The following is a 23127-nucleotide window of genomic DNA, read 5'->3' as shown; positions in this document are numbered from 1 at the left end:
ACTGTGCACCGTCCCAGTACCGGTGCGTTCCCGCAGGATCGCCTTGCGCGTAGTACCACCCGGGAGGGGTTCCGCCTGTGTTCGTCATGCCATCTCCTGATCGAGCCTCGGATCCGCACGGCGCGGGATCAACATCGGTCAACGTAGTGAACCGCGCGCCGAAGCGTCGGTGATTCGAGATGCCGTTGTCGTCAGCGTCGTCGTTTCGAGGCGACGCGGACGTCGATCCGGTCGACGAGCACGCCGGCCTCCTCGCGCAACCGCACGATGATCGTGTCGGACAGGAACTTGACCTGCGTCGCCCAGGTCGCGGTGTCGGCCTCGACGAGGAGCGCTCCCTGATCCAGTTTGATCGGGCGCACGTGGGCGGCGATCTGGTCACCGACCGCGACGTCCCACTTCCCGAACACGCCGCCGACCTGGATCCGGTCGGTCCCGCGCAACGACTTCATCATCGAGTCGAGCGACCGGGTGATCGGGACGGGATCGGACACCCCCGCACCGTACCCGCCACCGCCCCATCCCGACCCCCGTGGCCACCGCCTCGGCGATCTCGTGAACTGTTCGCGCACGGAGCGGTGGACAAGTTCACGAGAACGGCCTGGTCAGGGTGGGTCGACGACCGATCCGGCTTCGATCCGGATGACATGGTCGGCTGTCGCGGCCGGTGGAAGCTCGCTCGCAGTGGTGATCACGACCTGACCCTCGGGGAGGTGGCCGAGCAGCGCCCGGGCCCGCCCGTCATCGAGTTCGGACAGCACGTCGTCGAGCACCAACACCGGCGCACTTCCGGTCCGCTCGGTCGCCAGCCGATGTCCCGCCAGCCGCAGCGCTAGAGCGAGCGTGCGCTGTTCCCCCTGCGATGCGTGCGTCCGGCTCGGAAGCCCGTTGATCGAGATCTCGAGTTCGTCGCGGTGCGGTCCGACCGTCGACACCCCACGCCGCACGTCCATCGCTCGCGCTGTCGACAGCGCCGCCTTCAATCCGGTCCGGCGCCAGTCGGGCTCGTACCGCAACTCGATCGGTGTCGCCGATCCGGCCAGGCGTTCGTAGGCCTCGTGGACCATCGGCGTGATGCGCGACACGAGGGTCGCGCGGGCGTAGCCGAACTGATCGGCGATCTCGGTGAACTTCGCGTCCCAGACGTCGAGGGTGACCTCGACGTCGGGCGACAACTCCTGATGACCTGCCTTCTGTGCCTGCTTGAGCAAGGTGTTGCGCTGCCGGACGATCCGGTCGATCTCGAGGCGGATCGCGTCGTACTTGGTCGCCAACGTGACCAGCGTGTCGTCCATGAACCGCCGGCGCTCGCCGGGGCCGCCCTTCACCACGATCAGGTCATCGGGTGAGAACACGGTGACACGGACGGTTCCGAGCAGGTCACGGACCCGCTGCAGCTTCTGACGGTTGACCTGGACCCGGTTCCGCCCGACGACGTGCAACTCGGCCTCGATCAACGACTCGCGCCCGTCGTCATGTCGAACCGTGGCTCGAACGATCGCCTGATCGGCCCCGACGCGGACCAACGCGTCGCCCGGCGCACCCCGGAAACTCGTGAGCGTCGACAGGTAGGCCAACGCCTCGGCGAGGTTCGTCTTGCCCTGCCCGTTGTCCCCGATCACGACCGTCGTCCCCGACGTCAGATCGAACGACGCCGACGAATAGTTGCGGAAGTCGATGAGCTCCAGCCGCGAGACGATCAAGAAGAGGAGACTACGCGGGTCATCTCAGGAGCATGCGGTCCGTCAGGGCCTGAGAGCGACGCACGACGAAGTCGTTCCTGGAGCGCTCGAACCCCTACGGCACGCGGACGGGCATCAGCAGGTACAGGTAGTCGTCCTGTCCTGCGCCCCGGAGAATCGCCGGCTTCATCGGGTCCATGGTCGCGAGTGTCACGTCGTCGGCGTCGATCGCATCGATGCCGGCGGCGAGATAATCGGGGTTGAACGCGACGATCATCTCGGTGCCGTCGTAGCTCGCGTCGATCTCCTCGACGGCGTTGCCGACGTCGGTGGTGATCGCCCGCAACTGCACGGTGTCTCCCCCGAGGGTCAAACGCACCGGTGTGGAGTCCTGCGCGAGGATCTTCACGCGACGGATCGCCTCGGTCATCGCGGCCTTGCTCACCGTCAACAGATTCGGATAGCTCGACGGCAGCAGGTTCCGGTAGTTCGGGAACTCGCCCTCGATCAGGCGGGTGCTCAAGCGGGTCGTGCCGGCCTCGAAGGTCGCCTCGCGTTCACCGAAGCGAACGGTCAACTCCTCGACATCGCCGATCAGGCGCTGCAGCTCGGTCAACGCACGTCCTGGGATCAAGACCTACTGCCCCGACCCGAGCACCGACGAATCGGGCAGGTCACGAACCGCGAGTCGGTACGAGTCGGTCGCGACCATCCGGACACCGTCGTCTTCGGACGCGAGGAGCACACCGGTCAATACGGCGCGTGCATCGTCGGTCGACGCGGCGCGGACGACCTGTCGCAGTGCGTCCACGACCGTGTCGGCCGCAAGCGTGACCGCTTCGCCGGCCGGAGTGGTCTGCGCCGGGTAGTCGTCGAGAGCGAACGGACGCACCGAGAACTCGGATCGTCCCGCGGTGATCGACATCTCGCCACTGTCGGACGTCGAGTCGAAGTCGATCTCGACGGCTCCGGCCGGGAGGGCTTTGACGATGTCACCGACCAGACGTGCCGGCACGACGGCGGCTCCGTCGCGCTCGCCACCCACGTCGACGGTCAGCGTGATCGTCAATTCCAGGTCGGTACCGGTCACGGTGAGCGCGTCTCCACGCACATCCATCCGGACTCCGGCGAGCACCGGAAGCGTTCCGGTTCGGTTGGTCGCTGCACGTCCTGCGGAATTCAGGGCGTCGGCGAGAACATCACGTTCGCAACGAAACTTCACAGTCGGGACTTCTCCTCATGGGGGGATGTTTCAAGAACACTACGAGTAGTAGGTGCTGTGGATTGGGGACAAGCCACGTTCCAGCAGCGTAGGACGGTCGAGGCCGTCCACATGGGATGGCCGGTCATCCACAGCATTCGAGTGCCACCGATGTGATTCGGTGGACGACGGCGCGATGTCCACGGGGTGACCGCGCGAAGTTCACGGTCGCGTCCACCGCGATGTCCACCGCGCGGACGTTCGATCGAACCACGTCCGGACGACCAGGTGGCCGATGGAAGCGACGCAACCGACAAGTCGCGCGTCATGACTTCAACTGCTGCAGCAGGTCGGTCACCTGGTCGTAGACCTGTTTGCGTTCTTTCATCAAGCGCTGGATCTTCTCGTTGGCGTGGATCACCGTCGTGTGGTCACGACCACCGAACAGCCTCGCGATCGCCGGATAGCTGAGGTCGGTCAGTTCCCTGAAGACGTACATCGCCTCCTGGCGCGCCGTGACGAGGGGTCGCTGACGGCTCTTCCCCTTCAGGGCTTCGACGTCGAACTTCAAGATGCCGGCGATCTCGTCGAGGAGCTCCTCGGGTGTGCGCACCTTCGGGCGGGTCACGGTGAGCAGGTCCGCCAGCTGCTCACGCACGAGATCGATCGTGATCGGTTGACGGCTGAGGCTGGAATAGGCCATCACCCGGACCAGGGCACCCTCGAGCTCGCGAATGTTCGTCGAGATGTTCTCCGCGACGAACTCCAGAGCGTCACCGGGAACCTCGATGCCCTCGCGCTCGGCCTTGTTGCGCAAGATCGCCAGCCGTGTCTCGACATCGGGTGGCTGGATGTCGGTGATCAGACCCCACTTGAAGCGACTCCGGAGGCGCTCCTCCAGGGTGGGGATCGCGTCCGGCATCCGATCGGAGCTGATGACGATCTGCTTGCTCGCACCGTGCAGTGCATTGAACGTGTGGAAGAACTCCTCCTGGAGTCCTTCCTTGTTCGCGATGAACTGGATGTCGTCGATCAGCAGCACGTCGATGTCGCGATACCGCTGACGCAGGAAGTTCGTGGTGTTCTGACGGATCGATTCGACGTACTCGTTCATGAACGTCTCGGTCGAGACGTAGCGCACCTTGTGATGGCGGTAGTTCGAATGGACGTAGTGACCGATCGCGTACAGCAGGTGGGTCTTGCCCAGGCCAGCGGACCCGTAGATGAACAGCGGGTTGTAGCTGCGTGCGGGCGTCTCGGCGACGCGGAGCGATGCGGCGAGTGCGAACTGATTGGACGCCCCCTTGACGAACGTGTCGAAGGTGTAGTCGGTGCTGAGCCCGGCAGCTTCGAGCAGATGATCGCGTTCGCTGGCGTCGTGGACGTCGGGTTGGACCGGGACGTCGGGTTGGACCGGCGGCGGCTCCGACGACTGCGGTTCGCGGTGGTCGATCGTTTCGGGTTCGCCTGCCTGGTCGACGGCGATCGTCACGTCCCGGCCGCCGAAACCGGACTCATCGAGCGCGTCGACGATCATCGGCATGTACCGCGTGGTGATCCGATCGCGGACGTATGCGCTGGGCGCCAGCAGCTGGAATGTGGTGTCGTCGATGCTGACGGGAGTCACCTCCTGGAACGTCGAGAACCAGACACTTTCGGCGAGTTGGGACCGCAGCGAGAGCGTCACTTGGGTCCACATGTCATCGGCGTCGGTCAAAGGCATCGGAAGTTCTCGAGAGAGGTTGATCCACAAGTTTGTCCACAAGGTGTGGACAGGTGGAACGGCTTGCGCACGCTAGCAGCCGGACACCACGTCGAAAACGCCAGAAAATCATGCCCGCACGCTGGGACGATGCAACCGGCAACTTCCTGTGGGTAAACTACATCGGCGTGATTTGACCGCCTGATGGAGCCATGCTGAAGCGTGAGGTTGGGAGCCTCGCTCGCGCGACCGTATCCTGTTCGATCACAACCGGGATCGGACTGTCTGTCCGGTCGTAGTCTGCTGCGCCATCATCTCGAGCAGCGTCCGATTCGCACCCGGTTTCGTCGGAGATCACGGAGTATCACGTGAAGCGTACCTACCAGCCCAATGCACGCCGCCGCTCGAAGAAGCACGGCTTCCGCGCCCGCATGAGCACCCGTGGGGGTCGTGCCGTCCTGAAGTCGCGTCGCGCCAAAGGGCGCGCCCGCCTGTCGGCTTGATCGGCCGGATTCGCGCTCGGGACGACTTCCAGCGGCTGCGCCGCGACGGTCGCCGGGTGCGAATCGAACCCTTCTGGTGCTCACACCTCCCGGATCCGTCGTCGGACGTCGCTCAGGTGGCGTTCGCAATCAATCGAGCCGTCGGCAATGCGGTGACCCGCAATCGTCTGCGGCGGCGTTTGCGCGCCGTGCTGGCCGAGATGGAGCTGACGGGCGGTCTGTACCTGATCGGGTGCCGGCCGAGCGCGAGCGAACTGACGTTCGCACAGATTCGTGTTGTGCTGGCGAAACTCCCGCCGACACTCGCACGGCAGGCCACGCAGCGATGAAGCCCAGCTGGGTGCAACGTCGCGTGCTCGCAGCGATCACCTGGTATCAACGACTCGTCCAGGGACGCCCGTCGCCCTGTCGTTTCTTCCCGTCCTGCTCGGCCTATGCCCTCGAGGCGTTCGAAGTCCACGGCACCCGTCGCGGAGCGTTCCTGACGTTGCGGCGGCTCGTCCGTTGTCGCCCGCTCGGCCCATCGGGATACGACCCGGTGCCCGAACCGTCCCGAGCCCACGCCGACCACCGCTCGGACGCGAGTCCCAGCGCACCGCATCACCCCACCTTCGAGGACTGCTGACCCATGTTCGAGATTCCCGCAGCACTGTTGTCGTGGTTCTACGACTTCACGAGCAGCTACATCGTTGCCATCGCCCTCATGTCCGTCGTGATCATGGCGATCACGACGCCCCTCACGTTGAAGAGCACGAAGGGCATGCTCGAGATGCAGAAGATCTCCCCGGAGATGCGCCGTCTGCAGAACGAGCATCGCAACGACAAGCAGAAGCTCAACGAAGAGATGATGAAGCTCTACCAGGAGCACAAGGTCAACCCGATGTCGTCGTGTTTGCCGCTGATCGCGCAGATGCCGGTCTTCATCATCATGTTCCGCGTGTTGCGCGGCTTGACGTACTCACCTCGCGGAAGCGCACAACCGATCGCCGATGCGACCTTCGCGGCGGTCGGACGCACCGACGAGATCGGCGGATTCATCCCCCGGTATCTCGCGGTCGATTCGGGGCTGTTCCAATCGTTGTACGGCAAGTTCACGATGCCCGAGCTCGGTCTCGACCTCGCCCTGTCACCGTTCCAGGCGATCCAGGACGACCCGGCCACCGGCGTCATCTACGCACTGCTGGTGGTGCTGCTCGGTGGGCTGTACTTCGGTCAGCAACGGATGGTCGCCGCACGTGCGTCGATCAGCCCGACGATGTCACAGACCCAGCAGAAGCTGATGCAGTATCTGCCAGTCGTCTTCGCCGTCTTCCAGATCTTCTTCCTGACCGCCCTCGTCTTCTACTACATCTTCCAGACGCTGCTCCGAATCGGTCAGCAGTACTACATCACCAAGAAGTTCTACGGCCACGACGAATCGCTGGGTCGCCAGGCGCAGCGTGCTGGTGAGGCGGCTCGCGAGCAGTCGAAGAAGGACGGCGAACCGACCGGCCTGTTCGGCCAGGCGAAGCGCGATCTGATGTCGGGCAAGGGCGACAAGGATGCAACCGACAAGTCGCCGAATTCGAAGAACTCGGGCGGGAAGAACTCCGGGGGCAAGAACTCCGGGGGAGCAGCCAAGCCGAAGCGTCCGACCGACCAGAGCAAGCGGGTGACACCGCCGAAGTCGCGCCCGAGCACGGTGAACGGCGACACCCCGGCCGGGAAGGGTCGACCGACGCCGAGCCGCAAACAGGCGCAGGACGCGAAGGGCCGCCCACCGAAGTCGACCAAGGGTGGCAAGAACAAGAAGAAGAAGAGCTGACCCCGCGTCGGCACCGATCATCAACGAGACCACAACGAGACGATGTCTCGAGAGAAAGAGGAAGACACGATATGGAGTGGGTCGAAACCACAGCAAAGACAGTGGAGCAGGCGCAGGAAGCTGCGCTCGACCGCCTCGGTGTCGCCGCAGACGAAGCAGAATTCGATGTCCTCGAAGAACCTCGGCCCGGCCTGTTCGGTCGGACCCGAGGCGAGGCACGAGTCCGCGCACGGGTCAAGCCGGCACAGGTCCGACCCAAGCAGGAGCGTCGGCGACGCGGTTCGAAGGACAAGGCGAAGCCCGCGACATCGGACCAGGCCCCCACGAGCGACACCCAGTCGGCGGCACCGGTCGCCGACGAGGCCGCACCGAGTACTTCCGACGACGATTCCGCATCCACGGAGTCCAACGGGAACGGACGTGAATCACAGCGTCGTCAGAATCGATCGAAGACCAAGAGCCAGGAGAACACGATGAGCAACGACGAGCGAGAGCCCTCCCCCGTTTCCCCCCAAGAGGTCGGCGACGCCGCCGTCACGTTCATGGATGGACTCGCCGAGGCCTTCGGCGCGACGTCAACGAGCGAACTCACCGTCGATGGAACCGAACTCGACGTCCAGCTCAACGGCGAGGGACTGGGTCTGCTGGTCGGTCCCGGAGGCCGCACGCTCAACGCCATCCAGGACCTCGTGCGGGTTTCGGCTCAGCGTCGACTCGGTGACCACGAGACGCGTCTGCGCGTTGACGTCGCCGGCTACCGAGCACGCCGCAATGAGGCACTCGGCCGGTTTGCGTCCGACGTCGCCGCCTCGGTCCGAGAATCGGGTTCGGCCCGTGCACTCGAGCCGATGACCTCGGCCGACCGCAAGGTGATTCACGACGCGTTGAACGACGAGGAGGGCGTGGCCAGCCGTTCGGAAGGCGATGATCCGAACCGTCGGATCGTCGTCATCCCCGCCTGACACACCCGAGCCGTTCCGGCTCACTCGACTCTGAAGCCCGATCGCTCGTGCGGTCGGGCTTCGTCGCGTCTGCGGTCGAGTTCGTGGCACACTGCTGTGATGTCCAGGGATGAGGTGTCCGACGAACTCGACCGGGTCCTTCGCGAGAGCCAGCGCTTGGGATTTCTGGGCGAACGGCCCATCCCCGAAGTGATCGCCCACGCACGAGTGTTCGTGGCCCCTCTTGTCGACGTGGAGGGAGCCGTGATCGATCTCGGCTCCGGTGGGGGTGTACCCGGGCTGGTCATCGCTCACGATCGTCCGGATCTGAACGTCACGTTGGCGGACCGCCGTGGCAAGCGGACCGACTTCCTGGTCCGCGTGGTCGCGCGCCTGGGTTGGTCCGAACGGGTCACCGTCGTGAACGACGATGTGGAACGGATCATCGAACGCACACCCGGAGTCTTCTCCGCCGCAGTCGCTCGCGGCTTCGGTCCCCCACCGGAGACCCTCCGGATGGGGCGGGATCTCGTGGCACCGTCCGGCCGAATCGTGATCAGCGAGCCGCCGAGTGGTGACCGTTGGCCGGATGAATTGCTCGATGAGCTGGGCGTTCATCGTATTGCGACCGACGACTCGACCGTAGCGGTCTTCGAACGAGCGTGTTTCACGTGAAACATGAGGAATGCCATCGCGCCTCTCGCCCAGGTCCGTTCGTCTGTGCCTGAACGTTTCACGTGAAACATTCAGCGGCCCGAATCCGGGTCCGAGGTTGAGGATCGCTGCTGTTTCACGTGAAACATCGCGAGGGTGCTTGTAACGAGGCCGCCGATCAGGCACCATACGGGTCGCTGTTCGCAGCGTCCTGAATGGAGGTACCCGTTGTCGACAGATGACACCGCACCGAATGATGCGATCCGCAACCGTGACCTCGAGTTCCACGAGGAATCGGCACCCGCGCACCCATTGCCGAGGATTCTCGCCGTCGCCAACCAGAAGGGCGGTGTCGGAAAGACCACGACGACGGTGAACATGGGAGCCGCCCTGGCCGAGATGGGGCTGCGCGTCCTGCTGATCGACCTGGATCCGCAAGCAAACGCTTCGACCGGCCTCGGAATCGAAAACCGAGGGCTCGAGCGTTCGATGTACCACGTGATGCTCCACGACGAGCCACTGGAGAACGTCGTCGAGCCGACGGACGTGAAAAACCTGTTTGTCGCACCGGCTTCCCTGGACCTGGCAGGCGCCGAGATCGAGCTCGTTCCCGCATTCAGCCGTGAACAGCGGCTCAAGCGGGCCATCGAGGCCGTGCTCGACGACTACGACTACGTGATGATCGACTGTCCCCCGTCGCTCGGCCTTCTCACGGTCAACGGCCTGTCCGCGGCTCGCGAGGTTCTGGTTCCGATCCAGTGTGAGTACTACGCGCTCGAAGGACTCGGGCAACTCTTGCGCAACGTGGATCTTGTCAAACGGAATCTGAACCCTCAACTCGACGTCAGCACCATCTTGTGCGTGATGTACGACGCCCGGACGAAGCTGTCGGGCCAGGTGGTCACCGAGGTCCGGGAACATTTCGGCGAGAAAGTCTTGCGTTCGGTGATTCCACGAACCGTGCGTCTGTCGGAGGCTCCGTCCTTCGGCCAACCGATCACGACATTCGATTCGTCCTCGCGGGGCGCCATTGCCTACCGCGACGCAGCCAAGGAGGTACATCGTGCCGCGACCTAGTGGACTCGGAAAGGGATTGAGCTCGCTCATTCCGATGGAAGGGGGATCGGGCGGCCAAGCGGGCGAATTGATCGAGATTCCCACGGCGTCCGTCATCGCCAACCCGAATCAGCCCCGTCAGCACTTCGACGAGGAGAGCCTCGTCGAGTTGGCCGCGTCGATTGCGGAGATGGGCGTGCTCCAGCCGATCCTGGTCCGCCCGGTCGACGACGACCGCTACGAGCTGATCGCAGGTGAGCGTCGCTGGCGCGCCACGCAGCGCGCCGGACTTGCGGCCATTCCTGCGATCGTCCGTCCGACGAGCGACATGAGTTCGGTCGAGCAGGCACTCGTCGAGAATCTCCATCGAGAGGACCTCACCGCCCTCGAGGAGGCGGCAGCGTTCCAGCAGTTGCTCGAGGACTTCGAACTGACGCACGACGAACTCGCTGGCCGCGTTGGCAAGAGCCGATCCGCGATCACGAACTCGATTCGTCTGCTCGGTCTTCCACCGTCGGTGCAGTCGTTGTTGGCGGACGGTCAACTCAGTGCGGGCCATGCCCGTGCACTTCTCGGGACACCTGATCGCACCCGCCAGGAAGAACTCGCCGCGTCTGCAGTGGCCGGCGGATGGTCGGTCCGGATGGTCGAACAGGCGGTGCGCGGGACCGGCGACGCGCAGACCCCCGCGCCACAGAACGAGCGCGACACACCACCGTCGGGCACGATCGATGGAGCCGGGCTCACACCCGCGACGAAGCTCCGTCCGCCGGGACTCCTCGAACTCGAGGAACTCCTCGCCGAGTACCTCGAGACTCGTGTCGGTGTACAGCTGGGTGCCAAGCGCGGCAAGGTCACCATCGACTTCGCCGATCTCGAAGACCTCGAGCGCATCTACCGCCAGATGACCTCCTGACCCCCCGAGGTACTCACCAAGCCCCGACGCGTCCCTGCGCACATCTCTGCACATGCTCCCGATCTGCCGCCGCCATCTCGTCGAGGGCGGACGATTGGTTCGGGTGGCCTGAGAATTCGGGCGCCTGCTGCGCTCTGCGTCACGACCTGCTGGGATTTCCGCCGGGGGCTGGAGTTGGTCCGGCGGGTGATGGTGAGGGTGATCGTGCGCGCTGGTCGGTTTCGGTTTCAGTTTCGGAAGCAGCGCGGCAGGCAAGTTCTGATTCGCTGAGAATTGGCGGGTCAGGCGCTGGAGCCTGCGGTTCGTGAGGATTCTCGGCCCCGTCTGGTTTCAGGGGGTGAGTCGGAATGGGGTCGAAAAGGCCGGAGCAGCGGGTGGCGGGTCGAAGCGTGGGTGGGAGGTCGCTGGGCAGCACTTCGGGGCGGTGCGGGGACGGTGCGGGGGAGTGCTCGACGCGTGTCTCGACTCGCGCGTGATGGTCGCGTGCTGACGTCGCGCGTGAGGTCGAGGTGAACGCGCGTGCATCGAGATGATTCGCGCGAGGGGCGGTCGTGGATGACGCATGTCACCACGTGTCGTGAGGATGTCTTCAAGATGACGTTGAAGGAAACACACAGTCTGTGGACGAAGGTGTGGATAACCTCTCATCAAGGCCCTGAGCTGGGGAAACCCGTCAACCGGCTGTGGGGTCGGAGACCTCGAGCGGTGCCTCACTCCAGGCCGAGACCGCTCGAGTGACCGCCTCTGTCAACAGGTTCGTCCGATCGACGACACTCCGCACAGGACCGACCGCGCAGAGTACGGCCGGCATCCGGGTCTCCCGCAGGACCGGCAGGCGCATACCGTTGAGCACGGGCCGCGATTCGAGCACGGGCTCGAGTTCGTCCACGATGCGTGTGGCGAGTGAACGGCCTCCGACCGACTCGAACGAAGGGACGGCGAAGTACGACACGATCGAACATGTGTCAGTTCTAGCGTCAAAACCGAGATAGGCGTCGGCTCCGAAACGGTTCGCCGCCGAGGCCTGGGCCTGGGCCTCGTACTCGTCGGTCGACATCACGGTTGCACCGTTCTCACGCAGGGATCGTGACAACGAGCGCGCGATCGAGCTGAGCCCACCGAATTGGCCGACGACGATCCGCAGACCACCGATCGATGCGGGGGAGCGGACTGCCTCGGCCTCGCGAATCGATGCAACACCGGGACCGGTGCCGCTCTGGCGACTGACGAGGCGCAGTGTTCGCACGGTCTGGGTGCCGCACACCCCGTCGGGCGTGAGCCCCGAGTTGCGCTGGAAGTCGGTGAGGGCCCGACCGGCGGCCGGCCCGAAGATGCCGTCGGGGCGACCGCAGTCGAACCCGAGCCGGTTGAGGCCGCGCTGGAGGTCGGCGACGTCGTCACCTCGGTACATCGGGGCGTTGAGCATCAACAAGCGGTCGCCGAGCTGCCAACCGGCCTCGATGAGCGCCAGCCACGTCGGCTCGTCGCAGCTTCCACTGACGTGGAGACCACGTTCGGTCTGGAAGGTGGTGATCGCCGCGGCCGTCGAAGAACAGAAGATGCCCGAGTCGGCGCCGTCGGGTTCGAATCCGGCGGCGGCGAGTCGGCGTTGGAGATCTCGGACGGCTTCGCCGCGTTGACCGCGGGTCAGTGGGAAGTGGCCAGGAATCCGTCGATCTCCTCGAGGAGGGCACCCTTGCTCTTGGCACCGGTGATGCGCCCCACGACCTCACCCTTGTCGAAGACGAGGAGGGTCGGGATCGACATGACGCTGAACTTCATCGCAACATCGGGATTGTCATCCACGTTCAACTTGGTGACGGAGAGTTCGTCCCGCTCGCTGGCGATCTCGCCGAGGATCGGCGCGATCTTCTTGCACGGTCCACACCACTCGGCCCAGAAGTCGACGACGACCGGCTTGGACGCTCCGTTGACGGTTTCGTCGAAGGTCGCGGTGGAGAGATCGGTGATTCCGTTTGCCATGTTCTTGGTCCTTTCGAGGGGTTCACGCGGATACAACCAGCGGTTGTCACCGGACATTCCCGGGGATCAGGGTACCCGTCCAGGTCAGCTGTGCTGATCCTCGAGCCAGCGTTCCGCGTCGATCGCTGCCATGCACCCGCTGCCGGCGGCGGTGATCGCCTGGCGGTAGACCGAGTCCTTGACGTCACCGCACGCGAACACGCCGGGCACGTTCGTGTAGGTCGAGTCGGCGCGAGTGACCAGGTAGCCGGTGTCCTCGTCCATGTCGAGGACGCCCCGGAAGAGATCGGTGTTCGGCTTGTGGCCGATGGCGATGAACAGCCCGGTCACGTCGAGGACGCCGGTCTCGCCGGTCACGTTGTTCACGATGTCGACGCTCTCGACCTTGTCGGCGCCGTTGATCTCGGTGACCGACGTGTTCCAGAGGAACTCGATCTTCGGGTTCGCCTTCGCGCGGTCCTGCATGATCGCCGAGGCGCGCAGCTCGTCGCGACGCACGATGAGGGTCACCTTGTCGGCGAACTTCGTGAGGAAGTTGGCTTCCTCGATGGCCGAGTCGCCACCGCCGACGACCGCGATCTCGTGGCCGCGGAAGAAGAACCCGTCGCACGTGGCGCAGGTGGACAGGCCGTGCCCGATCAGTCGTTCCTCGGCCGGCAGGCCCAACATGAGCGACTGTGCCCCGGTCGACACGATGACCGAGTTGGCGCGATAGGTCGCTTCGCGAGTCGAGATGGTGAACGGCCGCTCGCTGAAATCGATGTCGGCGACCTTCTCGGTCACGATGGACGTTCCGAAGCGTTCTGCCTGCTCGCGCATGTTGCCCATCAGGTCGGGGCCCATGATCCCCTCGGGGAATCCGGGGAAGTTCTCGACGTCGGTGGTCAGCATCAACTGGCCGCCCGGCTGATCCGAGGTCGACGACGGTTCACCCTCGATCATGAGTGGAGCGAGGTTCGCGCGTGCGGTGTACACGGCAGCGGTCAGGCCGGCTGGGCCCGAGCCGATGATCACCACGTCGTGGACGCTGTCGGAGGTCGAGGTGTCGGTCATGCGGGGGCTCCCTGGGGTCGGAGGGTGGAGAGGTGGGTGACGCGGCAACGACGTGTCGTCGAGCGGCGTGCAGCGTGATCAACGCTCGCGGAGGCGTGGGGTATTCCCCGGTGCACGGGTGCGGCCAGTGTCAGACGCTGCTGGAGCCGTCGTTGCGCTTCTTGAACAGCACCAGGCCGACGATGCAGAGGATGCCGCCGAGGATGAAGTAGCTGATGTAGACGGCGCGCGCCTGGTTCGAGAACGGCTCGATGGCGGCCTGCAGCCCGCGGGTGATCCCGATCCACAGCAGGATCAGGGCGAACACGCCGAGGAACAATCCGAGCAGGCCGAACACGAGTCCACGCGCGACCATCACGGCCGGCTTGGTGGTCTTCGACTTGACGTTGTCGACGAGGCGCACGACCTGATCCGTCGTGTTGGCAGCCCAGTCGGGATCGGTCAGTGGGTTTCCGGCCATGGCGCGTGAGGATAGCCGCGATGGGTGGGCTGAGCACCAGGGCTGCGGTCACGGCTGGTCAGTGGGTACTCGGGTACCGGGCAGCGGTCGGTCAGGGCGTGGAGTCGGTGCTGACGTCCGCGCCGCGCCCGGTGTCGTCCGTGAGCGGTGCTGATTCGACGACGTTGCAGTCCCCAGCCGTGTAGGCGAGCACGACCGAGTTGTCCAGGTCGATCCCGACGACCACCGGGGTGCCGGCATAGATGACCGGTTCGAGCTGGTTCTCGACGCCGAGCTGCTCCTCGCAACTGCCGAAGACCGGTTCGAAATCGATGTCGTCGTTCGCACTCGGACCGTCGTTGAGGGTCGGGACCGCGAGGCTGGCGTAGATCGCGAGGTCGTCGGGATTGTCGATCGCGAACGTCGCCTCTTCCGGGGGTGGTGCCGGTTGTTCGGCTCCCGGGATCGTGTCTGCGGTCGCGTCAGCACTGGTGTCGGCGTCTTCGGGGAACAACCCGGAGCCGCTCGCGTCATCGCTCAGATCGGACACGTTCGGGGCGACTTCGGTTCCGACGTTCTCCCCGTTGACCTCTGCGGCCTCCGCCGCCTCCAGGTCGCCGACCTCGGTGAGCGGATCATCGGCGACGTCCTCGAGGGCGATCTCGGTGGTGGCTGAGTCGTCCTGCGTCATGAGGTTGCGGACGGCGAACCCGAATCCGACGAGCACGGTCAGCCCGGCGGCAGTACCCAGCAGCCACTGTCGGCTGTCGAGTCGAGGACGGCGTCGGTCGGACCGGGACCCTCGCGAACCGGTGCTCGGGGTGGTCAGGGCGGCAGCGGCGGCGGCAGAGATGCCGTCGCTCGGGGTCGCCTCACCCGATCGTTCGCGGTCGCTCATCCGTTCCCACACGTCGAGCGCTGCAGCGAGATGGCCCTCGCGGTCCGACAACGACGCGGTGGGTGCGGTGGCCCCGAGGATCGTGCGGACGTCGGAGAGTTGTCCCACCTGCGCGAGTGCGTCGGTGTCGGTCTCGACGAGGGCGCGTTCGTCGGTGGTCGCCTCGCCGTCCAGGTACAGGCTCGCCAGGAGCGAGGCCTCGCTGCCCGCCTCCCGTTCGTCGTCACTCATCGTCGGTCCCACTTCATGTCAGATCTGTTGGACGATCGAAGTCACCCGTTCGGTTCCCGACGGACCGCGACCGTTCCGATGTCGCCTCCGACACGATCTCGGGACGCTCCTCGAGATGGAGCTCGTCGGCCAACATCCGACGCCCGCGAGCGATCCGTGACTTGACGGTGCCGATCGGAATTTCGAGCACCTCGGCGATCTCCGCGTAGTCGAGGTCGATGACGTCGCGCAAGACGACCGCGCTGCGGAAGTCGTCGGGGAGATGTGCGAGCGCGTCGTCGAGGGACAGGCGGTCGGCAATGGAGGTGATCCGTCGCTCGGCGGTGTCGTCGACCAACTCGTGATCGGTCCGATCGGAGTCGGCGACCACGTGGAGAGCGGGTCGGCGGGCGCGTTTGCGCAGCTCATCGAGGGCGGCGTTCGTCGCGATCCGATATGCCCAGGTGCCGAACGACGACCGACCGTCGAACTTCGGGAGGCTGCGGACGATCTTGATCATCGCCTCCTGCGTGGCGTCGTCACCGTCTCGGGTCGCGCCCGCGATGCGCCGGGTGGTGGCGTGGATGCGGTCGTAGTGGCGACGGAGCAGCTGATCGAGCGCGAACCGGTCACCTGCACGCGCAGCTTCGATCAGCTCGTTGTCATCGGTCTGGACTGCGATGCGGCGAGCGTAACGAACGACGTCGGCGGCCGACGGCCACATCGGCGTGTTCGTGCGAAACGTTCCACCTGTGCGGCCGTCCGTCGGTCGGAATCAGCCCAGGACGTTGATCTCGTCGATCGAACCGCGATACGGGTTGTCCGTACTGCAGCCGTCGTCGGTGCCGATCTCGTTCAGCAGCAGGAGCAGGTGTCGCGCACCGAAGCCGCTCGCATCGACGGTGATCTGTGCGGGGTCGGGCCCGAACGATCGGTCGAACGGTTCACCCCACCCGTCGACGGTGATCGGTGCGGTGTCGCCGTCCCATTCGTAGAACTGGATCTGGTAGGGCGCGCTTTCGACCCGGAGTTCGATGCCCTGCTCGAGCGGTCGATCGAAGCTGACCACCAGGCCGACGCCACGCTTGGCCCCCATGAACTGGTTCGAATAGCACGACGTCCGCCACAGCGTGGACGGATCACCGTCGGCGATGGCGTCCATGGCCAGGTCGGAGTTCTCGGCGAAGTCACCTTCGGGGTCGAACGACACGATCGAGGTGATCTGCGCGACTCGATCCACCGGCGCCGGTTCGGCCGGAAGCGCTTCGTCGGCGACCGGCGTGGCGGTCTCCGGCTCGGGCTGTTCGGTGGCCGCATCGTCCGATGTGGCCTCGGCCGTGTCGTCGCCCGGAAGCACCGTCGTGGTCGGGGTGACGTCCTCGGGTGTCAGCAGCGTGAACCACAGGACGATCGCGATCACCACGGCGATGGCGATCAAGATCCCGACGAGCGTGGCCGACGGTGTGACCTTCTGGCTCATCCCGCGAGCGGGCGCTCCTCGCTGAGGACCGGACCGTGGTGTGCGGTCCCGATCGTTCGCTGAGCGTTGGGCGGGATGGATGGGAGGGGGAGGGTCGGCGCGCGTGACCGCGACACGACTGGACGGTGTCGGCTGATCGCCGATCGGGACTCGCCCGGTGATGTGCGGTGGTTCGCCGGGAATCCCGACGGGGCCGCTGGGCGCACTCGTGTGTTCGGTGACGGCGTGCCCGGAATCCGGGGCGGTCGGTCGGCGCTTCTTGTCCGGTCCGACGCGGCCGTCTCCGGAACGACCTTCCTTGCCACGCGGCGGTGTGGGTTGTCGAATGCCACGGCTGCGGTCCTGGATCCGACCACGGGTGTCGGATGGGGCGCGTACGAGTCGGCCGGCCGAGAACGGAGCGACGGGTGACAGCTCGTCACCCGTCTCGTCGAACCGTGGTGGTCCCTCCTCCTGGGCGGCCTTCAACTCGGCGATCAGGGCGGCACCGTCGATCGGACGATCCTCCGGTCGGCGTGCGAGGAGCGCGTGGACGACGCCGACCAACCGGGTCGGCAACGTGGCGCGGAGACGGGCGAGGTCGGTGGGGTCGCGTTGGAGTCGGGCGAGCGCGGTGTCGGCATCGGTCTCGCCGAGGAACGGGACCCGACCGGCGAGGCACTCGTACAGCACGAGTCCGAGCGAATAGAAGTCGGCGCGCCCGTCCAGCCGCTTTCCTCGTACCTGTTCGGGGGACAGGTACTTCGCGGTCCCCATCATGATGTTGTCGTTGGTCAGGTCGTCGCTACCGTCGCCGGTCAACCCCTTGGCGATGCCGAAATCGGTGAGCAGGACGCGACCGTCGGGGGTGATCATGATGTTGCCGGGCTTGACGTCACGGTGGACGAAGCCGGCCTGGTGCGCGTTGTCGAGCGCCATCGCGACGGCGGTTCCGATGTGGCACGTCAGTTCGGGGCTCAGGCGGTTCTGCGTGTCGAGCAGTTGGCGCAGGCTCTTGCCGTCGACGAGTTGCATCACGACGGCTTGGCGGCCGTCCTGTTCGAACACGTCGTGGACCGCCACGATGTTCGGATGGTTCAGGCTCGCTGCGGCGATCGCCTCACGTCGGAACCGTTCGGCGACGATCGGATCCGTTGCCAGCGTCGGCTTGAGCCACTTCACCGCGACCTTGCGATCGAGCGTGAGATCGGTCGCCAGCCAGACCTCGGCCATGCCGCCTTGTGCCAGGCGTCGCTGCAGCTCGTAACGGCCAGCGATGATCGTGGGAGTCGCAGATGACATGGTCGCCACCAAACGCTAGTGGGCACGGGTGGTCGCACCCGGGCATAGCATCGATTCCCTCCACCGCCGTTCTCGTGAACTGTTCGCGCACGGAGCGCTGGAGATGTTCACGAGATCGCAGATGGGGTGGGTCGGGGCGCGGACGGGATGGCGGCGGTCGCGGGTGTGGTTCCGGGCGCCGGGTTCAGGAGGTCTCGTGGAAGGCGACGCCGATGGTGCCGCGTCCGCCGTGGGTTCCGATGACCGGACCGATCTCACCGACGAGGATCTCCCCGTCGTAGTGGGGAGCGAGCATCTCGACGAAGACGTCGACGTCGGAGCAGTCGGCGTGGAGCACGGCAAGGTTCTCGACGCGACCGTCATAGCTCTTGAACCGTTCGACCAGGTGGTTGAGGGCCTTGGTACGGGTGCGTTGCTTGCCGGCCTCGGCGACGACGCCACCGGTGACGTCGATGATCGGTTTGATCGAGAGTGCGGTCGCGAGGAACGCCTTCGCTCCACCGATCCGTCCACCCTTCTTGAGGTTGTCGAGGGTGTCGAGCGCAGCGAATACACGGGTGCGCTCGGACAGATCGATCGCGTGCGCCTCGACCTCGTCGATCGATGCGCCGTCGGCGGCAGCTCGAGCACACGCGAGGGCGATCGTACCGATGCCCATGCTCACGGTTCGGGAGTCGACGATGCGGACGTCGAGGTCGATCGAGTCATCGTCGGCGATCGAACGACCGGCGAGTTCCGCGCTCTGGATCGTCGCCGACAGAGCGCCCGACAGCGAGACCACGACGATTCCGGTCGCGCCGTCGGCGGCCAGATCTCGGTACACCTTCTCGAACTGGCCCGGCGCGGGTGCGGCCGTCTCGGGCAGCGTCGACATGTTGACGCAGCGATTCCAGAACTCGGCCACGGTGAGTTCGTCGCGGTCGACGAATTCGTCGTCACCGAATCGGATGGTCAGCGGGACGATCTCGACCCCCATCTCGGTGGCGACCTCGGCGGGGAGGTCGCAGGCGCTGTCGGTGACGATTCGAACGTTGCTCACGGGTCGGACAGGTTACTCAGCGGCGGGCTCGAGCGTGTCGGGCGCCGCGCTCGCAGCCGCGCGTCGGCGGGCGCGCCAATGGGAGAACCACCACGTCAGCAGAATCAGCAACAATCCAGCGGTGAGCACCTGACCAAGTCCGGTGAGGGCGGTGAAGCGTGAGGTGAGCGTGACCGGCTCGGTCAATGGGTCGAGTGACGGGGTGAGGATCTCGACGGTGACCGGCGAGGTCCCGTTCGACCGGGCGACGACGGGGACCTTGACCACGGTGACGTCGTCGGGAGCGAGGCTGACCTCCACGTCGCCTTCGGGGAAATCGAGACGGGGCGACGTGACGCGAACGATCACGTCGACCGGCTCGGAGAGTTCGTTGCCGACCCGGATGTCGATCTCGCCTTCGCGACCGGTGAGGGTGAAGGTGAACGGTTCGGGAGCGACGACGCCGTCCCGGATCTTCTGCGCGTCCGCGAGCAACGCGTCGAGTTCGGCATCGACGGTCGCATCGTCGAACGCGGTCGAGACGAAACTGTCGAGGCGGCGCAGCCAGTCGGCGGGTCGTTCGTCGCCCTCCGGCAGCATCGACGCGACGGGTGTGAGCTCATTGCTCACATCGGCGATCCGGTCGAGTCGATCCTCGAGTGACGGACCGGCGACATCGGGCAACTGCGGGTCGGTGTCGGTCGACACCGTTGCGGTCTCGGAGGTGAGGTCGCTCGCGAGCGTGAAGTGGATGGCATCGGTGGACGACGAGAACTCCTCCAGTTCGACGAGCAGACGAGGATCGAACGGGCCCAGGTCAGGGGTGGCGATCAGATGGCTGCGCGCGGCAGCGCGTTCGTCGAGCGGTGCGGAGTACTGCGCGAGGCGCAGGTCGGCGACCGTTCCGACCGCCCATTCGGTGGCGGTCATCTCCGCAATGATGTCGCTCGTCGACTCGGTGGTGAACTCGGAACCGAGTTCGTCGTCGAGGACCAGGACCGGCATCTGCCCGCCGTCGGGGAGCGGCAGTTGGATGAATCGATCGATTGCCGGAATCTCGGCGTCTGGATCGGTTGCGATCGTCGAGCGGTAGATCTCGGGAGGCATCGCCAGATACCGGACCCCGAGGTCGCGCAACGCCTGCGCGCCCGGCGCGCTGAGTTCGGTCGTGGTCGACCAGATGTCGCGACTCGGCGTCTGCCCGATCGCCCTGGTGACCTCGTCCTCCCCGAAGCGCAACTGGCGGGTGAACGCATCGACCCTCCCGACGGCGACCGCAGAGGACACGTCGAACGGGGTGGCGGGTGCTGCCAGGATCACGTCGTCGGCGAGCAGGTTGGAATCGTTGTCGGCGATGTCACCGGACTCGACAGCGGCCGTGACGACCGACGGGGGAATCGCCAGGGTGAGCCCGACCCCCAGTTCGTCGGTGTCGTCGACGAGACCGACGAACGCGTCGACGGCGTCGTCGACCTCGGATTCGGAACCGGTCGGACCGGGATCCTCCACCGCACCGAACAGCGCGAGGTCGATCGTCGGCGGGGTCGCCGGTCCGTCCGAGCGGCGTTCGACGACGGTCCCGTGTCGGGCGATCACCTGCTCGTCCGCGCGCAACTGCACGACGATCGGATGGATTCCATCGCTGTTGAACTCGAGACGATCGGCGACGCTGACGTCGGTGTCGGTCCGAACCGCCAGTTCGAGGATCGCCTCGGTCGGCGACTCGACGGTGATCGACGACCGGATGTCGACGATGTCGATTCCGTCGATCACCGAGGTCAGGCTGCTGAACCGCGGGTCGGGTCCGATGACACCGATCAGGTCGTCCGGGTCGGTCAGCGATGCGTAGTTCAGGACCCGCGCGGTCAAGACGACGGGCGGCGCCTCGACCACGGCATCTCCCGCATCGTCCGTCGTGGCTGGATCGCCGGTGGCGTCCGTCGACGTCGGAGCGATGGTGGTGGTGGGTGCGGGTGGTGTCGGAGCGATCTCGGCGACCGTGTCGAGGTCACCGATCAGGCGGTAGGTGAGTCGGATCGTGCCGTTCGGTGCGAGATCGAAGGTCTGATCGATCAACTCCATCGTGATCGACCCGTTCTCGGCGGGCAGCGGGGCGGGGTCCTCCTGAGCGGCGGCGGTCGTCGCCATCCCGAGCAGGGCGAGGAGGGCGAGAACGGTGGCGAGCGCCCGGTTCATGTTGCTCGACGATGCTCGAGCACGACGAGCTGGTGGTCGAGCATGTCGAACGCCGCGGAGCGGTAGAGGCCCAGCGCACGGTGGTTGTCGACCCCGGTGTTGACGAGGGCGCGGTTTGCACCGCGACGGGTCAGCCACCCGACGGCGTCCTCGACGAGAACCCGACCGATTCCTCGACCCCACGCGTCCGGATGGACGGCGAGTCGCTGGATATAGCCCGTTGCACCGGCCTGTCCGGTGATCTGGAATCCGGCCCGGACTCGCGATCCGCGTCCCGTGGTGAACGCGACGCGTCGATAACTGCGCGGGGTCGCATTCGAGATGTCGGTGAGCGACTGGGCGTCGTTGCCCCATCCCGGGTCGAACGCCAGCTGGTCGAGATCGGCGAGCGCGGGCATGTCACGGCGGTGAGCTCGGCGGAGCACCGCGGGGTCGGACGACCTCTGACGGCGGCGCGGCAGCGGATCGATCAACGGGCGTTCGAGCAGCGCGAGACGGTCGACGACCTCGAACCCACACTCGGTGAAGGCGGCCGCGGCTGCGGGATAGAGCGCACCGGTTCGCAGTCGGTGCGGAATGCGCTGGTCGGGTCCCAACCGGGTGTCGTAGGTCGTCTCGAGCCACGTCTCGACCTGGTCGGCTGTGGGGATCATCGCGACGTCGAGCATCACGAGGTGGGCGAGGTCCGCATCGAGTGGCCAGGGTCGGATCTCGGCCCGAGCCGATGGAGAAGCGGTGGCCTGACGCACGTCGCAGACGCTAATCGTTCGGTGGGCCGATGGACTGGGCGCCCGGCAGCGTGGCGATCTTCGCCGTCTCGAAGCGCGGCGACCCAATACGCTGGCCACGTGATCCCCGACCGTTTCGCTCCGGTACTGCGCGAGCTCGAGCCCCTCGCCGCGAGGTTCCGTGAGGCCGGCCACCGGCTCTATCTGGTGGGTGGAACGGTCCGCGACCTGCTCGTCGCGAGTGGTCGGTCCGAAGATCTCGACCTGACGACGGATGCGCGACCCCACGAGATCAAGGCGTGTCTCGCTGGCTGGGCGGACGCGTTGTGGACCCAGGGTGAGCGGTTCGGGACGATCGGCGCGCACAAGCTCGATTCCACGACCGGTGACACCCGGGTGTACGAGATCACGACCTTCCGGGCCGAGGCGTACACCGATGAGTCGCGGAAGCCGCGAGTCGAGTTCGCGGACGAGATCGGAGTGGATCTGTCCCGTCGCGACTTCACCGTCAACGCGATGGCGTTGGAGTTGACCGGTGACGGAGCGATGCCGGAACTCGTCGACCCGTTCGGCGGCGCCGGTGATCTGGCGCAGAAGATCCTGCGGACGCCGCTCGGTCCCGAGATCAGCTTCAGCGACGATCCGCTGCGGATGTTGCGGGCGGCGCGGTTCATCGCTCGCTACCACCTGGAGCCGGACCCGGCATTGACCGATGCCGTGCGCGCGATGGCGCCGCGGCTCGAGATCGTGTCGGCCGAACGGATCCGCGACGAACTCGACAAGCTGATGGTCGTCGATCACCCCGCCGACGGTCTCTGGTATCTGGTCGAGACGGGCCTCGCCGAGCAGTTCCTCCCGGAGCTGCCGAACATGCGCTTGGAACACGATCCGATCCATCGCCACAAGGATGTGTTGACCCACTCGATCGCCGTCGTCGAGAACGTCCGCCCGCCTTCGGAGCATGACGCAATCGTCGCGGGCGACCTGCCGACGTTCGACTTCAGGTTGACGCGCCTCGCCGCGCTGTTCCACGACGTCGGCAAGCCCAGGACGCGCGGGTACCAGAAGGGCAAGGGCACCACGTTCCACCATCATGATGCGGTCGGCGCGCGGATGACCAAGAAGCGGATGACCGCGTTGCGCTACTCGAACGACGACATCCGCGATGTCACCGAGCTGGTCGCGCTCCATCTCCGCTTCCACACCTACTCGATGGGATGGTCCGACTCGGCCGTTCGACGCTACGTGCGCGATGCGGGCCCGTTGCTCCGGGAGTTGAACGTCCTCACGCGTTGCGACTGCACGACGCGCAACGCAAAGAAGGCGGCGCGCCTCTCACGACGGATGGACGAGCTGGAGGAGCGGATCGAGGAACTCGCTGC

22 protein-coding genes and 2 pseudogenes are annotated in these 23127 nt (G+C 65.8%); 9 read left to right on the top strand and 15 right to left on the bottom strand.

Annotated elements, in window-relative coordinates:
* Nucleotides 1-191: 191 nt before the first annotated feature.
* The 4 genes and pseudogenes from WBV89_RS18830 to dnaA all read right to left on the bottom strand — a co-directional run bounded on the left by WBV89_RS18830 (nucleotide 192) and on the right by dnaA (nucleotide 4582).
* A complete protein-coding gene (locus WBV89_RS18830; protein WP_423982864.1) occupies nucleotides 192-494 on the bottom strand; it encodes a DciA family protein in 303 nt (100 codons plus the stop codon).
* Nucleotides 495-605: 111 nt separating this feature from the next.
* Complete coding sequence (gene recF, locus WBV89_RS18825) at nucleotides 606-1703, bottom strand: DNA replication/repair protein RecF (RefSeq protein WP_423982863.1); 1098 nt, start codon at nucleotides 1701-1703, stop codon at nucleotides 606-608.
* Nucleotides 1704-1797: 94 nt separating this feature from the next.
* Nucleotides 1798-2904 (bottom strand): annotated as a pseudogene (gene dnaN / locus WBV89_RS18820) (DNA polymerase III subunit beta).
* 304 nt (nucleotides 2905-3208) lie between these two features.
* Nucleotides 3209-4582 (bottom strand): chromosomal replication initiator protein DnaA, encoded by a 1374-nt coding sequence (gene dnaA, locus WBV89_RS18815; protein ID WP_423982862.1) that lies wholly within the window; start codon nucleotides 4580-4582, stop codon nucleotides 3209-3211.
* A 371-nt stretch (nucleotides 4583-4953) separates the two neighbouring features.
* Here dnaA and rpmH point away from each other — a divergent pair, with 371 nt between their 5' ends.
* From rpmH to WBV89_RS18775, 8 genes are all read left to right on the top strand, one after another.
* A complete protein-coding gene (gene rpmH / locus WBV89_RS18810) occupies nucleotides 4954-5088 on the top strand; it encodes a 50S ribosomal protein L34 (protein ID WP_423982861.1) in 135 nt (44 codons plus the stop codon).
* Nucleotides 5085-5417 (top strand): ribonuclease P protein component, encoded by a 333-nt coding sequence (gene rnpA, locus WBV89_RS18805; RefSeq protein WP_423982860.1) that lies wholly within the window; start codon nucleotides 5085-5087, stop codon nucleotides 5415-5417. The genes rpmH and rnpA overlap by 4 nt, the downstream gene beginning before the upstream one ends.
* Complete coding sequence (yidD, locus tag WBV89_RS18800) at nucleotides 5414-5713, top strand: membrane protein insertion efficiency factor YidD (protein WP_423982859.1); 300 nt, start codon at nucleotides 5414-5416, stop codon at nucleotides 5711-5713. Before rnpA ends, yidD begins: the two co-directional genes overlap by 4 nt.
* Before the next feature lie 3 nt (nucleotides 5714-5716).
* Nucleotides 5717-6892 carry a membrane protein insertase YidC gene (gene yidC / locus WBV89_RS18795; protein ID WP_423982858.1) on the top strand — a complete coding sequence of 392 codons (1176 nt, stop codon included), beginning with the start codon at nucleotides 5717-5719 and terminating at the stop codon, nucleotides 6890-6892.
* A gap of 71 nt (nucleotides 6893-6963) precedes the next feature.
* Complete coding sequence (gene jag / locus WBV89_RS18790) at nucleotides 6964-7854, top strand: RNA-binding cell elongation regulator Jag/EloR (protein ID WP_423982857.1); 891 nt, start codon at nucleotides 6964-6966, stop codon at nucleotides 7852-7854.
* Nucleotides 7855-7953: 99 nt separating this feature from the next.
* Nucleotides 7954-8508 carry an RsmG family class I SAM-dependent methyltransferase gene (locus WBV89_RS18785; protein ID WP_423982856.1) on the top strand — a complete coding sequence of 185 codons (555 nt, stop codon included), beginning with the start codon at nucleotides 7954-7956 and terminating at the stop codon, nucleotides 8506-8508.
* A gap of 240 nt (nucleotides 8509-8748) precedes the next feature.
* Nucleotides 8749-9564, top strand: coding sequence for a ParA family protein (locus tag WBV89_RS18780; RefSeq protein ID WP_423982865.1), 816 nt, complete (start codon nucleotides 8749-8751; stop codon nucleotides 9562-9564).
* 34 nt (nucleotides 9565-9598) lie between these two features.
* Nucleotides 9599-10459: a ParB/RepB/Spo0J family partition protein gene (locus WBV89_RS18775; protein ID WP_423982855.1), complete on the top strand. Its 861-nt coding sequence runs from the start codon at nucleotides 9599-9601 to the stop codon at nucleotides 10457-10459.
* Between the two features lie 673 nt (nucleotides 10460-11132).
* Here the strand turns inward: WBV89_RS18775 and WBV89_RS18770 are convergent.
* The 11 genes and pseudogenes from WBV89_RS18770 to WBV89_RS18720 form a co-directional block, all read right to left on the bottom strand.
* Nucleotides 11133-11885 (bottom strand): peptidoglycan-binding protein, encoded by a 753-nt coding sequence (locus WBV89_RS18770; protein WP_423982854.1) that lies wholly within the window; start codon nucleotides 11883-11885, stop codon nucleotides 11133-11135.
* A 48-nt stretch (nucleotides 11886-11933) separates the two neighbouring features.
* Nucleotides 11934-12110 (bottom strand): annotated as a pseudogene (locus tag WBV89_RS18765) (peptidoglycan-binding domain-containing protein); the annotation flags it as partial.
* On the bottom strand, nucleotides 12107-12442 hold the full coding sequence (gene trxA, locus WBV89_RS18760) for a thioredoxin (protein ID WP_423982853.1): 336 nt from the start codon (nucleotides 12440-12442) through the stop codon (nucleotides 12107-12109). The pseudogene WBV89_RS18765 and the gene trxA, both read right to left, overlap by 4 nt.
* Before the next feature lie 84 nt (nucleotides 12443-12526).
* Entirely contained in the window at nucleotides 12527-13495 is a 969-nt protein-coding gene (gene trxB / locus WBV89_RS18755; protein WP_423982852.1) for a thioredoxin-disulfide reductase, read from the bottom strand.
* A 130-nt stretch (nucleotides 13496-13625) separates the two neighbouring features.
* Nucleotides 13626-13955 carry a hypothetical protein gene (locus WBV89_RS18750; RefSeq protein WP_423982851.1) on the bottom strand — a complete coding sequence of 110 codons (330 nt, stop codon included), beginning with the start codon at nucleotides 13953-13955 and terminating at the stop codon, nucleotides 13626-13628.
* A gap of 91 nt (nucleotides 13956-14046) precedes the next feature.
* Entirely contained in the window at nucleotides 14047-15063 is a 1017-nt protein-coding gene (locus WBV89_RS18745; RefSeq protein ID WP_423982850.1) for a hypothetical protein, read from the bottom strand.
* A 13-nt stretch (nucleotides 15064-15076) separates the two neighbouring features.
* Nucleotides 15077-15766 carry an RNA polymerase sigma factor gene (locus WBV89_RS18740; RefSeq protein WP_423982849.1) on the bottom strand — a complete coding sequence of 230 codons (690 nt, stop codon included), beginning with the start codon at nucleotides 15764-15766 and terminating at the stop codon, nucleotides 15077-15079.
* Nucleotides 15767-15817: 51 nt separating this feature from the next.
* Entirely contained in the window at nucleotides 15818-17803 is a 1986-nt protein-coding gene (locus tag WBV89_RS18735) for a serine/threonine protein kinase (RefSeq protein ID WP_423982848.1), read from the bottom strand.
* Nucleotides 17804-17987: 184 nt separating this feature from the next.
* Entirely contained in the window at nucleotides 17988-18842 is an 855-nt protein-coding gene (locus WBV89_RS18730; RefSeq protein ID WP_423982847.1) for a DegV family protein, read from the bottom strand.
* A gap of 12 nt (nucleotides 18843-18854) precedes the next feature.
* A complete protein-coding gene (locus WBV89_RS18725) occupies nucleotides 18855-21017 on the bottom strand; it encodes a hypothetical protein (RefSeq protein WP_423982846.1) in 2163 nt (720 codons plus the stop codon).
* On the bottom strand, nucleotides 21014-21766 hold the full coding sequence (locus tag WBV89_RS18720; protein WP_423982845.1) for a GNAT family N-acetyltransferase: 753 nt from the start codon (nucleotides 21764-21766) through the stop codon (nucleotides 21014-21016). Before WBV89_RS18720 ends, WBV89_RS18725 begins: the two co-directional genes overlap by 4 nt.
* 99 nt (nucleotides 21767-21865) lie before the next feature.
* Between WBV89_RS18720 and WBV89_RS18715 the strand changes: the two genes are divergently transcribed.
* Nucleotides 21866-23127, top strand: a 1262-nt coding sequence (locus WBV89_RS18715; protein WP_423982844.1) for a CCA tRNA nucleotidyltransferase, incomplete at its 3' end; no start/stop codon positions are given.

The organism is Ilumatobacter sp. (assembly GCF_049588435.1).
Taxonomy (GTDB): Bacteria; Actinomycetota; Acidimicrobiia; order Acidimicrobiales; family Ilumatobacteraceae; genus Ilumatobacter_A.
The sequence above is the reverse complement of the archived record's forward strand: the minus strand, read 5'-3'. Positions and strand labels throughout refer to the sequence as shown.